The organism is Nostoc sp. DSM 114159 (assembly GCF_053470285.1).
The window spans coordinates 6,158,538-6,171,890 of record NZ_JBPFEH010000001.1; the positions used below are offsets into that span (position 1 = coordinate 6,158,538).

At 41.8% G+C, this 13,353-nt stretch carries 14 protein-coding genes and 1 pseudogene; 5 read left to right on the plus strand and 10 right to left on the minus strand.

From position 1 onward, the window contains the following. Positions 1-121 precede the first annotated feature (121 nt). From mfd to ACR5KR_RS25970, 3 genes and pseudogenes are all read left to right on the plus strand, one after another. Positions 122-3,727, plus strand: a complete 3,606-nt coding sequence (gene mfd, locus ACR5KR_RS25960) for a transcription-repair coupling factor (protein WP_448268504.1) — start codon at positions 122-124, stop codon at positions 3,725-3,727. Positions 3,728-3,952: 225 nt separating this feature from the next. After that, entirely contained in the window at positions 3,953-4,597 is a 645-nt protein-coding gene (locus ACR5KR_RS25965; protein ID WP_448268505.1) for a hypothetical protein, read from the plus strand. Positions 4,598-4,729: 132 nt separating this feature from the next. Beyond that, a pseudogene (locus ACR5KR_RS25970) lies at positions 4,730-4,912 on the plus strand (type II toxin-antitoxin system HicB family antitoxin); the annotation flags it as partial. A gap of 121 nt (positions 4,913-5,033) precedes the next feature. Here the strand turns inward: ACR5KR_RS25970 and ACR5KR_RS25975 are convergent. From ACR5KR_RS25975 to ACR5KR_RS25990, 4 genes are all read right to left on the minus strand, one after another. Next, a complete protein-coding gene (locus tag ACR5KR_RS25975) occupies positions 5,034-5,465 on the minus strand; it encodes an I66 family serine proteinase inhibitor (RefSeq protein WP_448268506.1) in 432 nt (143 codons plus the stop codon). A gap of 338 nt (positions 5,466-5,803) precedes the next feature. Next, positions 5,804-6,235: an NUDIX hydrolase gene (locus ACR5KR_RS25980; RefSeq protein WP_448268507.1), complete on the minus strand. Its 432-nt coding sequence runs from the start codon at positions 6,233-6,235 to the stop codon at positions 5,804-5,806. An 8-nt stretch (positions 6,236-6,243) separates the two neighbouring features. Then, entirely contained in the window at positions 6,244-6,696 is a 453-nt protein-coding gene (locus ACR5KR_RS25985) for a DUF3531 family protein (protein ID WP_322701327.1), read from the minus strand. Positions 6,697-6,800: 104 nt separating this feature from the next. Beyond that, positions 6,801-7,760: a Sll0314/Alr1548 family TPR repeat-containing protein gene (locus tag ACR5KR_RS25990; protein ID WP_448268508.1), complete on the minus strand. Its 960-nt coding sequence runs from the start codon at positions 7,758-7,760 to the stop codon at positions 6,801-6,803. A 306-nt stretch (positions 7,761-8,066) separates the two neighbouring features. Here ACR5KR_RS25990 and ACR5KR_RS25995 point away from each other — a divergent pair, with 306 nt between their 5' ends. Continuing rightward, positions 8,067-8,741, plus strand: coding sequence for an ABC transporter ATP-binding protein (locus tag ACR5KR_RS25995; protein ID WP_445629868.1), 675 nt, complete (start codon positions 8,067-8,069; stop codon positions 8,739-8,741). 66 nt (positions 8,742-8,807) lie between these two features. Next, positions 8,808-9,542 (plus strand): 16S rRNA (guanine(527)-N(7))-methyltransferase RsmG, encoded by a 735-nt coding sequence (gene rsmG, locus ACR5KR_RS26000; protein WP_445629867.1) that lies wholly within the window; start codon positions 8,808-8,810, stop codon positions 9,540-9,542. Between the two features lie 35 nt (positions 9,543-9,577). Here the strand turns inward: rsmG and ACR5KR_RS26005 are convergent, their stop codons facing one another. From ACR5KR_RS26005 to ACR5KR_RS26030, 6 genes are all read right to left on the minus strand, one after another. Next, on the minus strand, positions 9,578-10,459 hold the full coding sequence (locus ACR5KR_RS26005; RefSeq protein ID WP_445629866.1) for an FG-GAP-like repeat-containing protein: 882 nt from the start codon (positions 10,457-10,459) through the stop codon (positions 9,578-9,580). A 376-nt stretch (positions 10,460-10,835) separates the two neighbouring features. Beyond that, the gene (locus tag ACR5KR_RS26010) at positions 10,836-11,615 is read right to left on the minus strand and encodes a superoxide dismutase (protein WP_445629865.1); all 780 of its coding nucleotides are present in this window, start codon (positions 11,613-11,615) and stop codon (positions 10,836-10,838) included. A gap of 111 nt (positions 11,616-11,726) precedes the next feature. Beyond that, a complete protein-coding gene (locus tag ACR5KR_RS26015) occupies positions 11,727-12,848 on the minus strand; it encodes an ABC transporter ATP-binding protein (protein ID WP_448268509.1) in 1,122 nt (373 codons plus the stop codon). A gap of 52 nt (positions 12,849-12,900) precedes the next feature. After that, complete coding sequence (locus tag ACR5KR_RS26020; protein WP_448268510.1) at positions 12,901-13,032, minus strand: type II toxin-antitoxin system HicA family toxin; 132 nt, start codon at positions 13,030-13,032, stop codon at positions 12,901-12,903. Further along, on the minus strand, positions 13,008-13,127 hold the full coding sequence (locus ACR5KR_RS26025) for a type II toxin-antitoxin system HicA family toxin (RefSeq protein ID WP_448270436.1): 120 nt from the start codon (positions 13,125-13,127) through the stop codon (positions 13,008-13,010). Before ACR5KR_RS26025 ends, ACR5KR_RS26020 begins: the two co-directional genes overlap by 25 nt. Beyond that, positions 13,127-13,345: a type II toxin-antitoxin system HicB family antitoxin gene (locus ACR5KR_RS26030; RefSeq protein WP_445629863.1), complete on the minus strand. Its 219-nt coding sequence runs from the start codon at positions 13,343-13,345 to the stop codon at positions 13,127-13,129. Before ACR5KR_RS26030 ends, ACR5KR_RS26025 begins: the two co-directional genes overlap by 1 nt. Positions 13,346-13,353: the final 8 nt, after the last annotated feature.

Genomic DNA, 13,353 nt, shown 5'->3' on the forward strand with positions numbered 1-13,353 from the left:
AGTCACTGTGCATTATTCTTCTACCGCAAGAATAAGAAAGCTGTTAACACTTTTAAAATAGTTGACATAAACTGCCTCAAGATTTGCTGATCCACAAAGACTCTCATCGCTAGTAGTACTTATGTCATTTTCTTCTATTGTGCGTGCCTTAGGCCGATCGCCGCTCACCAGTGAATTTATTTCTAAGCTGAATCGACAACAAGAATTGCGGTTAAATGGCATTCCCAGGCTGCCCAAGACTCTAGTGGCTTCGGCATTAGCGCAGTCTCAGGGTAAAGATTTGTTTGTGGTTTGCGCCACCCTAGAAGAAGCTGGACGCGTTTACGCACAACTGGAAGCAATGGGATGGCAAACAGTACATTTTTACCCCACCTCCGAGGCTTCTCCCTACGAACCTTTTGACCCGGAAACTGAAATGAGTTGGGGGCAAATGCAGGTATTGGCAGATTTACTCAAAAATCAAGAGTCATTAGTCACTTGTACTGAGCGTAGTCGAAGTATTAGTCAGTTGTCATTAGAAACAAACCAAAAACAAATGACAAAGGACATAGACGCGCCAGCGGCTTCCCGCAGGGTAGGACAAAAAACAAATTTAGCGATTGTGGCTACTCAAGGGGCGCTGCAACCTCATTTACCTCCGCCAGAAGCTTTTGGGCAATTCTGTCTTACCCTAAAAAAAGGTATGGAATTAGACCTGAATAGCTTCAGTGAGAAAATAACTATTTTGGGGTATGAAAGAGTTCCTTTGGTGGAAATGGAAGGGCAATGGAGTCGGCGGGGCGATATTGTTGATGTGTTCCCGGTTTCCTCGGAATTTCCAGTCAGGTTGGAATGGTTTGGTGATGAAATCGAGCAAATGCGGGAATTTGACCCAGCAACCCAACGTTCCGCCCTTGACAAAGTTGAGCAGTTAATTCTTACCCCCACTAGCTTTACTCCCATCGTGATGGCTGCACTGAAAAATAGTGCCCAGTTCCAAGTGCTGAGTGCTGAGTCAGAATTTAACTCAGCACCCAGCACTCAGCACTCATCGCTGATTGAAGGTAGCCGTCGTTTTTTGGGGTTAGCATTCGAGCAACCAGCATCTCTGCTAAACTACTTAGCAGAAAATACTTTGATTGCCATTGATGAGCCAGAACAGTGTCATGCTCATAGCGATCGCTGGGTAGAAAATGCCCAGGAACAATGGGGAATGCCGTATGGGGAAGAATCAACTCCCCTAACATTGCCGAAAATTCACCGTTCGTTTGATGAGTGTTTGGCTGATGTTGCCAGATTTAAAACATTATATTTGTCGGAACTGTCAGAGGAAAATGATGGGATCAATCTTGCCAGCCGTCCTGTTCCAGCTACGCCACACCAGTTTGCTAAACTAGCTGAAACTATCCGCCAAGAACGCGATCGCAATTTCTCGATCTGGCTACTTTCTGCTCAACCTTCCCGTTCTGTCTCGCTGTTACAAGAACATGATTGTCCGGCTCAGTTTATCCCCAATCCCCGCGACTACCAAGCAATAGATAAGCTGCAAATCAACCATACTCCTATAGCCTTAAAATATTCTGGTTTGGCGGAATTAGAAGGTTTTATCCTGCCTACATACCGAATCGTAATCGTCACAGATCGGGAATTTTTTGGGCAGCATTCTTTGGCGACTCCCGGCTATATCCGCAAGCGCCACAAAGCTACTTCTAAGCAAGTCGATCCCAATAAGCTGCGTCCAGGCGATTATGTGGTTCACAGAAATCATGGTGTTGGTAAATTTGTCAAGCTGGAAAGTTTGACGATTAATAACGAAACCCGTGATTATTTAGTGGTGCAGTATGCTGATGGGTTACTCAGAGTCGCAGCCGATCAAGTAGGTGCTTTATCCCGGTTCCGCGCCGGAGGTGATAAAGCACCGGAACTCAACCGAATGACCGGTAAAGCTTGGGAAAACACCAAGAACAAAGTCCGCAAAGCGATTAAAAAATTGGCAGTGGACTTGTTGAAACTGTATGCAGCGCGATCGCAACAACAAGGTTTTAGCTTTCCAAGTGATATGCCTTGGCAGGAAGAATTGGAAGACTCTTTCCCCTACCAACCCACGACGGATCAGCTTAAAGCTGTACAAGATGTAAAACGCGATATGGAAAGCGATCGCCCAATGGATCGCTTAGTTTGTGGCGATGTCGGTTTCGGAAAGACGGAAGTGGCGATTCGTGCTATTTTCAAAGCAGTCACCGCCGGGAAACAAGTGGCACTCCTTGCGCCAACGACAATTTTAACACAGCAGCATTACCATACACTCAAAGAACGTTTTGCTCCCTACCCGGTAAATGTCGGTTTGCTCAACCGTTTTCGTTCTGCTGAAGAACGCCGCGATATTCAAAAGCGATTGGCAACGGGTGAATTAGATGTAGTGGTTGGTACACACCAACTTTTAGGTAAAGGCGTGACATTCCGGGATTTAGGACTATTGGTAGTAGATGAAGAACAGCGATTTGGGGTAAACCAGAAAGAGAAAATTAAAAGCTTGAAAACTCAAGTGGATGTGCTTACCCTCTCAGCCACACCTATTCCCCGAACTTTGTATATGTCATTGTCGGGAATTCGGGAAATGAGTTTGATTACCACACCGCCCCCAACCAGACGACCGATTAAAACTCATCTATCGCCAATAAATTCCGAAAGTATCCGCACTGCGATTCGTCAAGAATTAGACAGAGGTGGGCAAGTATTTTATGTAGTTCCACGAGTAGATGGCATTGAAGAGACAACAGCCAATTTACGAGAAGTGATACCGGGAGCTAGGTTTGCGATCGCTCACGGTCAAATGGATGAAAGCGAGTTAGAATCAACCATGCTCACCTTCAGTAATGGCGATGCAGATATCCTCGTTTGTACGACAATTATTGAATCTGGCTTAGATATTCCGCGAGTCAACACGATTTTGATTGAAGATGCTCACCGCTTTGGATTAGCACAACTGTATCAATTACGCGGTCGTGTGGGGCGTGCAGGTATCCAAGCTCATGCTTGGTTATTTTATCCGAAGCAACGAGCATTATCTGATGCAGCACGGCAACGATTACGAGCGATTCAGGAATTTACTCAGCTAGGTTCTGGATATCAGCTAGCGATGCGCGATATGGAAATCAGAGGCGTGGGTAACTTGCTAGGTGCAGAACAATCCGGTCAAATGGATGCCATCGGTTTTGATTTATACATGGAAATGCTTGAAGAAGCAATTCGGGAAATCCGCGGACAAGAAATTCCGAAAGTGGAGGATACCCAGATTGACCTCAACTTGACAGCATTTATTCCGGCGGACTATATCACCGATTTGGATCAAAAGATGAGTGCATATCGGGCGGTAGCGACAGCTAAATCTAAATCAGAATTAAAGCAGATTGCAGCCGAGTGGAGCGATCGCTATGGTAGTTTACCAGTCCCTGCAAATCAACTTTTGCGAGTCATGGAACTCAAACAGCTAGCGAAAAAACTCGGATTTAGCCGGATTAAACCAGAAAACAAGCAGCACGTCGTTTTAGAAACGCCGATGGAAGAACCCGCTTGGAACTTGTTGGCGGCGAATTTACCAGACAATCTCAAAACGCGCTTTGTGTATTCTCCTGGTAAAGTGACAGTACGCGGATTAGGAGTTTTTAAAGCAGATCAACAATTGCAAAATTTGATTGATGCTTTTGGGAGAATGCAAGGTGCGATTCCAGAGGCTGCTGTTGTTTGATCAGTTTTGCTCAAGTTTCATCAATTTAGAACCAAACTTACAGAGGATACAGCCCTACACACGTTAATAGATACCCGACACTGACACGTTTTGAGTAAAAAGCAAAGTGTGTGTGTAGGCATAGCCAGTCGTAGACATCGCTGTTATCTGTGTAATTTCGGTGGTGAGTTAGTTTTGTCTGTGAGAGATTAGGCATCTAAGTTTCTATAGCACGGACAACCAACAATGGAAAAAGAAAAATTTCACATTGGCCCAACATACCTTGGTATTGAGGGTATTTTTGATAGCACGGATATGTACGGAAATCAAATTAAGCGTCCTGATTCTTGGGAGGATGAGGGAGAAGTTGTTGTTTGGGGATATCGAATATCTGGTTCAGCAGTTTCTTTTCGTTCTCAGATTGACTACTTTCCAAAAAATCGACTTGAATATGTAGATATATGTCAGTTTGTTTGCGATCGTATGGCAGACTTACTTGATGAATGCATTCAGAGGATCAAACAACATAATAATTTAGAAGATTCATCTGTAGATATAGAAGATTATGGATTTAGAATTTATCATTATTGTGAATATTTTTTGGGGGAAGAAGAGGAGACTCTATCTCTGAAGTTAAACCATCTTTCTAAAAGCGGGAAATTAAAGCAGGTAAACCGTAAAGGTGGGCTGTCTGAGAAAGTTGCTCAAATTGGAGAGATTGATTTCTGCCTCAGTTCTGGATCGATAACTTTGATGAGAAAAATTAACAGTGAGAAAAAAGGATTTGTTAGAGAAGTTGAGCAACACAATCTCAAAACATATCAAGAATATTTAGATTTAAAAAAAGGGAGAATAAATGACTATAATCTGCTAGATATACTTGAACTTTAAAGAGAAGTGTAGGCAGTCAGTTAGAGTACTCTAACACTCTGTTGCAGTGGAAAATATTAATTTTAATAGCCACAGTTACGAGCAAATAGGTATGCTTATTAGCATATTCTCACAAATTAGCTCAACATATTTATGAAAATCAAAGCAATCATTCATCCAGCAGAAGAAGGCGGCTATTGGGCAGAGGTTCCCGCACTTCCCGGTTGTATTACTGAAGGAGACACCAGAGAAGAGGTAATCGCTAATTTAAAGGATGCTATTGAAGGTTGGCTTGAAGTTGCCAGCAGCAAGGATAAGATTGCTGCGATCGCTGTTACAATTAGTTCTCAGAATCTACACTTCTGGCGAAACCACCACGCTGGATTCAGCATGATGGACTCGATAGGTAAAGAGGCAACACAGCAGTCACCTATTTCGCTCTATGTAGGCTACAATCCTACGCCTTTTTTATAATCCACGGCGAGGTCTGTAAGCCTTGTGGAATTAATACGATACGTTTGGGCATTAAGGATCTATCTTCTATAGGATATCTCCCGATAATGTTGTCAGAGCTTTTCGACTGTATGAAGTACTGACCCTCTTCGTCAGGATCTTCTGGCACAATGCGAAAGAGTTGGTTTGGTGCGGGGGAATTAGGATTCAAAGGCTCAACCGTGACTTGAGCTTCTACCTGACTCGGAGCAGCCCAAGCCTTTGATCCATCATTCGTCTGGATAATCACCACATCGTCGCCACTTGCGGGGATGGAGGTAATCAGCCATTTCTCTACGGGCGGTTCTTCAAGTAATACTGCGTATACCTTGCTCTCGATCGCCGACGTGTTGGCTCCGCCCGTATTTAAAATGTAATTCCCATTTGAAATAGACATATTTATTTCTGTCAATTTGTCATTTGCATATTTTCATAGTTTCCATGTAAAAGCAAGGACAGTTAAGACACTTAAGAAAATTCAAAGGTTTTTTATGCCCAATAACCCCATTTTTGTTCGCTTGTAAAAGGTCTAAAGGTAGCCATCATAGCTTCCGAGACTCCCAACCCAAGGTAAAACCATCATTGTACCCAAAACAGGAGGACAAAAAGTTAAAGGAGTCTATGTACAGCAAATAGTTGAGCTATTAAATTTAGAAGAGTGGATTGATGAAGACACTGAACCAGAAGAACCAGCAGATTGAGAAGCCATCCTTAGAATATTATTTAAATCTTCAGTTATAAATAGTCAAAAAATACTTCAGGTACTAATCGTAATTCCCCAGATTTCAAGCGAGAGATATCTATCCATAAGGCTCTATGTTTATGATGTGGTGATTCGGAAAAAACTAAACTTTCTAGTTGATAAAATTTTGAATCAGCAAAGTCACATTGATAAAGCTGAATAATTTCATGACCTTGCCTACCATTAAATATAAATAGGTTTTCTATACAACCTAAATATTTAATATTGGTTAATTCTGCCTGAATTTCCTCTTGAAATTCCCGTTTTAAGGCGGCGTGGCTGGTTTCACCAAAATCGACACCACCGCCTAAAGCTCGATAAAATGTTTCTTGTTTTACGGGGTCGTAGCCTTCAGAAAGAAATATGCGTTCGCCATTCCGAATTAACCCCAAGGCTATTACCCGAATTTCGCCAGCTTTATTCATTTTTATAACTAATTATCATAAATAGACTGAGGACGACTTTCGCTATCCTCAATAGGCCAATCTGGATTTTCACCACCGATGTACAATTCTTCAATGGTGACATATTCCTGACTTAGCTGGGTGAGAGCGTTGATTAAAATATCCAATGCGATCGCATCACTGGTTCCTAAGTCAAACCAACAACGCCCCCACTGACCCTCATATTCAAACTCACCCATGTTATGCATCAGTGCTAGTAGACTTTTGTCATACCCTTGTGCATCATAATTCATGTAGCTGATATCGAGTCCAGTATCCTGCACTTGGAGGTTTTCTGCATTAAATGCGCCCAATTTACCTAAATAAAACCAGGAATTGAAGACTTCTTCTACATATTGCTTTTCACGCGCAGAAGGATTTGTGCTGAATTTCAGCCAAATCCACATATCAAAAGGATTAATTTCGCGGAACTGAATCTCCATTTTGGTCTAATATCTCCAGTACTCTTCTGCGAATAAGCATATCAAAGTAGGGCATGGGGCATGGGGCATAGGGGATAGAAAAAAACCTAATCGCCAATGCCCAATTACCCAGGATTGTTAAGGCTAACAGCATTTTTGCGTTCGCGTTCAATTTGTTTGACTAAATCGCCTGGGAGTTGAGATTTTTTAGTCAATGCTTTGTCAAAATTAGCGATCGCTTCCTGGATCATCTGCTGGCTTTTTTCTCTTTGCCCCAGTCGCTTCAGTATTTGGGCTTTAAGATAATAAATTTCTGGATTATCGGATGTGGTTTTAATCGCCCGGTTGACATACTCTAGCGCCTGTGGATACCGTTTTAAATCGCGGTAAGCAAGAGCAATACCCCGATCCACTAGATATTGAGGAGCAGCATTTTGTTCTAAGCGTCCAATTGCCTGATCTGGGCTAGCAAAAGGCAAATTAACTGCTAACAATAAATCCATATAACCCTTGATTAAATTCAGTTCTGGATCGTTGGCAGAAATTGCTTCGGCTTTGTCTAAATATTCATAAACTTGCCGCAACCGACTAAAGGCTTGCGGCACACCGTTGACTGTACCCTCACGGGTGATAATTGTTGCACCTTCTAAAAAATGACCAACAGCAGTGTATAAATTACCACGCAATGGATCGCTATAAATCAGTTTTTGTCCAGTTTCTAGAGTTTTTTGGCTGTAGGTATCTAGTTTAGCCCAATCCTTATTTCCGTATGCTAAAGATGCGCTCATGGCATAAGCTAGAGGTTCATTTGGCTCTTTGGATAGTGCTTGTTCCAGATAACGCTGTGCTGCTGGATAGTTGCCCTGTTGGAAAATTGCTTTAAAAGCTGCTTCTGTTTGGTCGCCAATTTGATGAGGTTCGCTATTGCGAAACGGATCGCCAGCCAGAGAAGGATTTACCCAGACATTAAGTGCGATTGCCCAAGGGGCAACGCCAAAGGCGAACGCACCTGCAAAAGCAGTCTGAGCAAGGGTAGTGAGTTGAGCAGACACTACGAATTGAGGCGAAAAAAACCTTTTAATCATTTTTACCCTCAGAATAATTGCGGTTGAAATAGTTGTATGTGTTACTTAGAATGCAAAAATGGTTAATTTCAACTTGCCTTTGCTTCAACCAAAATTTTCTTATATATTGGTAATCTTTCCATGTTTCCAGGCTTGCTCTAGCCATTATTTCAGGCTTAGTCTGCCACAATGGAGAAAAAGTGGATAATTCTTGCTGCTAAATTAAGCTGTTAATTCAGGTAATACGCTGTAAATTTTTCTAGAATTTTCCAGACACTCTCAGTGTAGCTAATCAGTAATTTGCTGACTTTTTGGTAATCTTAACAAATGCTTTATCTCCGAAATGTAAATTATCATCCCACAGCGTGCCCAACAGCGATTCTCAAATCGATCAATTTAGAATTAGCACCCCAGCAGCTAGGTCTGATTATTGGCCCGAGTGGTTCCGGTAAAAGTACCTTACTAGAAATTTTGTCGGGACTAGCCGAACCCACTACTGGCGCTCTCTTCTGGCGGGAACAAGAACTTCTAGCCGAACAGCTACAACAATTAGCCGGGTTAGTATTTCAGTTTCCAGAGCGGCACTTTTGCGGTGGTTCGATTTTAGAAGAATTGCGTTTAGGACATCCTGAGTTAGGGTCAGAAAGAGTCAGACAGGCGCTAAGTGAAGTGGGATTAGAGCATTTATCGCTTTCTGCTGCCCCTTATGCTTTGAGTGGTGGTCAGCAACGACGTTTAGCTTTGGCAGTCCAATTAATTCGCCAGCCAAATTTACTGTTATTGGATGAACCAACAGCTGGTTTAGATTGGTCAATGCGTCGGCAATTGATAAATTTATTAGCAAAACTCAAACAAGATTGGACATTGTTAATTGTGACACACGATGCTGGGGATCTGTTAGCAATCGCAGACCGTTGCTGGACACTCAACCACGGTGAACTAGAATCAGTAGACCCAAAGTCACTAGAATCCAAAGTTAAAGAACCTCTACCAACGGTGTGAGAGCATGGGGAGCAGGGGAGCAGGGGAGGCAGGGAGCAGGGGAGAATAACTAATGACAAATGACAAATGACAAACTTATTGCCTGAGATGGCAGAAATCTGGCAGAAAACTCTCAATTGGCAACCAACTCTTCAACAACAAGCGCAATTTCAAAAGCTTTATGAGTTAATCCTAGAAGGTAATCGCCAACAAAATTTAACTCGGATCGTTGAACCTCAAGAGTTTTGGGAAAAACATCTCTGGGATTCTCTGCGAGGAATTGCACCTCTGTTATCAGCAAATTTCTCCCCTGCTTCCCCTACTATCATCGATATTGGTACAGGTGCAGGTTTTCCAGGTATTCCAGTGACAATTACAGTACCTAATTGCACAATTACTCTTCTCGATTCCACTCGGAAAAAAATTACTTTTCTCGACAATATATTAACTGAACTTGCCCTTATCAATGCCAAAACTCTTGTTGGTAGGGCTGAAGAAATCGGTCAGCACCGCCAGCATCGACTAGCTTATGATATTGCATTGATCCGTGCTGTAGGGGCAGCCTCTGTCTGTGCAGAATATACCCTACCACTGCTCAAACAGGGAGGTTTAGCTATAATTTATCGCGGTAATTGGACTGAGGATGAAACAGCTGCTTTAAAGAATGCTGTGAACCAGTTGGGTGGCGTGATTGAATCAATCGAACAATTTACGACACCTCTGAGTCACAGCATCCGCCACTGTGTGTATTTGCGTAAGGTAGCTACCACTCCAGCTAATTTTCCTCGTGCTGTAGGTGTACCGACTCAAAAGCCTCTTTGAGGGGTAAGTGTGGGAAAAAGGACAAAGTATTAGCCCTAATTCCCAAAAATATACCAAGTGCCATTACTCGGTCGCCAAACTGCGAAGTCATTCCTAATAGAGAAATCATAATTGCCAGGGGTAGGAATATCACCACCGACGCCCCATTGTCTAGTAACTGCTACACCTGTTGAACTGTTAATCACATACCAAGTTCCATCACTTGGTCGCCAGACTGCAAAATCAGTTCTACCATCATTATCGTATTTGCCAGGGGCGGGAACATCGCCACCGACGCCCCATTGTCTAGTAACTGCTACACCTGTTGAACTGTTAATCACATACCAAGTGCCATTACTCGGTCGCCAGACTGCATAATCAGTTTTACCATCATTATCATAATCGCCGGGAACAGGAATATCGCCACCGACGCCCCATTGTCTAGTAACTGCTACACCTGTTGAACTGTTAATCACATACCAAGTGCCATTACTTGGTCGCCAGACTGCATAATCAGTTTTACCATCATTATCGTATCTCCCAGGTGCAGGAACATCACCAGCGACGCCCCATTGTCTAGTAACTGCTACACCTGTTGAACTGTTAATCACATACCAAGTTCCATCACTTGGTCGCCAGACTGCATAATCAGTTTTGCGATCGCTATCATAATCGCCGGGAACGGGAATATCGCCACCGACGCCCCATTGTCTAGTAACTGCTACACCTGTTGAACTGTTAATCACATACCAAGTTCCATTACTCGGTCGCCAGACTGCATAATCAGTTCTACCATCATTATCATAATCGCCAGGAACGGGAATATCGCCACCTACACCCCATTGTCTAGTCACTTCAGCTTGTGCTTTAAAATTTAAAATTCCAAGAAGTAATGGAACAGTTAAAGCAACCGTAAATAATTTGCAACCAATCTTCATAAGAACATCCTCCTTATAATCAAATTCAAATTCAAATTCGACATTTAAAGAAAGGTTCTAAATTTCATGTACTGTGATGATGAAATTTGAAATTGCAATCTTATATAAATTTTGTCAACATCAGTAGTTTAGCACTATAAAAGTAAGATCAGTTACAAGATTTATTGAGATATATTCTTATTTTTAACGGAAAATCAAGCTATATTAAATCTCAAAAAAGAAAAAAAATACCTGCAATAATTGAAGAATAATTATTAAAGCAAATTATTTTCAAAAGATGAATAATAATTAGATTATTACATCATAAAACTGGCAACAGAATATTGTTTCTGTCGCCAATTTTTAAGCGCCTATAACTCTAAATTTTTGTCTGGTTTCAGGCAAATTTACTTGCTGCTGCAAACCGCTTGTTAATCTCATCCCAATTAACCACGTTCCACCAAGCATCTAAATAATCAGCGCGGCGATTCTGGTAATTGAGATAATATGCATGTTCCCATACATCATTACCCAGGATAGGATATTTACCTGCACTTAAGGGAGTATCTTGGTTAGCTGTAGTTGTCACTTCCAACTTGCCACCCTTGTTACGTACTAGCCAAACCCAACCACTACCAAAACGACCAGCGCCAGCTTCATTAAACTGTTTTTTGAAAGCTGCAAAAGAGCCAAAATTTTGATTAATTGCGGAGGCGATATTTCCTGTTGGTTCTCCCCCACCTTTTGGCTTCATAATTTGCCAGAACATTGAGTGGTTCACATGACCACCGCCATTATTACGTACTGTTTTGCGAATATCTTGTGGTACATTGTCAAGTTTTTGCAACAGTTCTTCAACTGTTTTACCTTTGAGTTCTGGATGTTTTTCTAAGGCTGCATTCAGGTTTTTCACATAAGTTGCGTGATGTTTATCGTGGTGAAATTGCATCGTTTTGGTATCGATGTGTGGTTCCAGTGCTTCGTAGGCATAAGGTAAAGGTGGTAATTGGATAGCCCCTGTTGTATTTGCTGTTATATTGGGTGTTGTATTTGCGGTTGTATTTGGTGTTGCAGTATTTCCATCAGGAGATTTCTCTGCCAATGCACAAGCGTCTAATGCAAAAACACCGGCACCTGATGTCAGTAAAAACAAGAAATGGCGTCGATTAATAGTCATATAAGTTTTTGCAGCTAATCCATGAAGTATCTATTGCAGTTTTTATTTTCTTAGATTCTGGCTACAAAAAATTAGAATTTAGCGATTATTTCTGGCAGTTTAAGAAACTCTTTATAAGATTCTGTCCCCAGTTTTGGGATCGAATACAAATAACTGATTTAAATCCAGCTGTAGAGAAAGGCGATCGCTTCGACGAAAACGCACATCAGAGCCTACTTGAATATTCAGCATCACCGCCGAACCGGGTAAACCAGCACGAATCAAAGTTTCTCTTCCCAAAGGTTCTACAACTTTAACTTCAACCGATAATAATCCTGAGTTTTGAGTACTGTTAGCGGTAACTGGGCGTTCAGCCCGTTCTGAATTAGTGTTTATTTTTATATGCTCTGGACGAATCCCCAAATCATAACTATGTCCTTGACGCAACTGTAATTTTCCTTTCACAACTGCTGGGATTGCTAATAACTGTCCGCTCACATCGAAACCATTATTTTCATAGATTGCAGGTAAAATATTCATTGGCGGACTGCCCAAAAAACTTGCCACCATCTGATTAGCAGGATTTGCATAAATAGTTTGAGGATCGCCAATTTGTTGAATCCGTCCGCGATTTAGCACGACAATTCGATCGGCCAAAGTCATGGCTTCAACTTGATCGTGAGTGACGTAAATTGTTGTAATGCCTAACTCTTGATGTAGCTGTTTCAATTCTGCCCTGGTATCATCGCGCAGTTGGGCATCTAAATTAGATAAAGGTTCATCAAGTAAAAAGACTTGGGGTTCGCGAGCGATCGCTCTCCCTAATGCTACCCTTTGTTGCTGCCCCCCAGAAAGTTGTTTCGGCTTACGATCCAGCAAATGATCCAGAGAAAGCGATCGCGCCACATTCATTACTCGTTCTTGAATAATTTTTCGGTCAACTTTCCGCATTTGCAAGCCAAAAGCGATGTTTTGGGCCACACTCATGTGAGGATAGAGAGCGTAGTTTTGGAACACCATCGCCACATCCCGTTGTCTGGCTGGAATATTATTTACCAAGCGATCGCCAATGTAGAGTTTGCCAGATGTAGCGGTTTCTAAACCGGCGATCGTTCGCAAAATTGTAGACTTACCACAACCAGATGGCCCAACTAAAACCCAAAACTCGCCATCAGGAATTTCAAAAGTAATGTCCTCAATCGCAGTGACATTATTGAATCTACGTTTAATATCTTCTAGACGAACATTTGCCATTATCTAATTTAAGATTGTGGATTTGGAATTAGTGGAAAACTTCCCAACTCTATTATTCCAGCAAACCTATAAACTCTTCCCTTGTAAGTTCAATATCGCGTAGTATTTTGCGTAGTAATCCTTTACCTATTGTTTTACCAGCATGAATAGGAATAGTTACTAACCGCCCATCCTCATGTTGCATTTTACATGAGATACTTTTTGACGTACCGCCTGAAAACCTATTTTTTCAAGGGCGTTAATAACTGTTTTACCTGTTAAAACTGGTAATTTTGGCATTAAATTACTACCTTTTGAATACCTATAAATTCTGGTATTTCTTCATCACTTTTTGTTTCTAAGCAAAGTTCAATTACTTCTTTCATATTAGCCATCAACTCATCAATTGTTTCTCCCTGACTGTAACAGGCTTTTAGCTGAGGAACTTCTCCAACATAGTAACCATCTTCATCTCGTTCAATGATGACGTAGAATTCTCGGTTGGTGGGATCGATCATAATCTGTT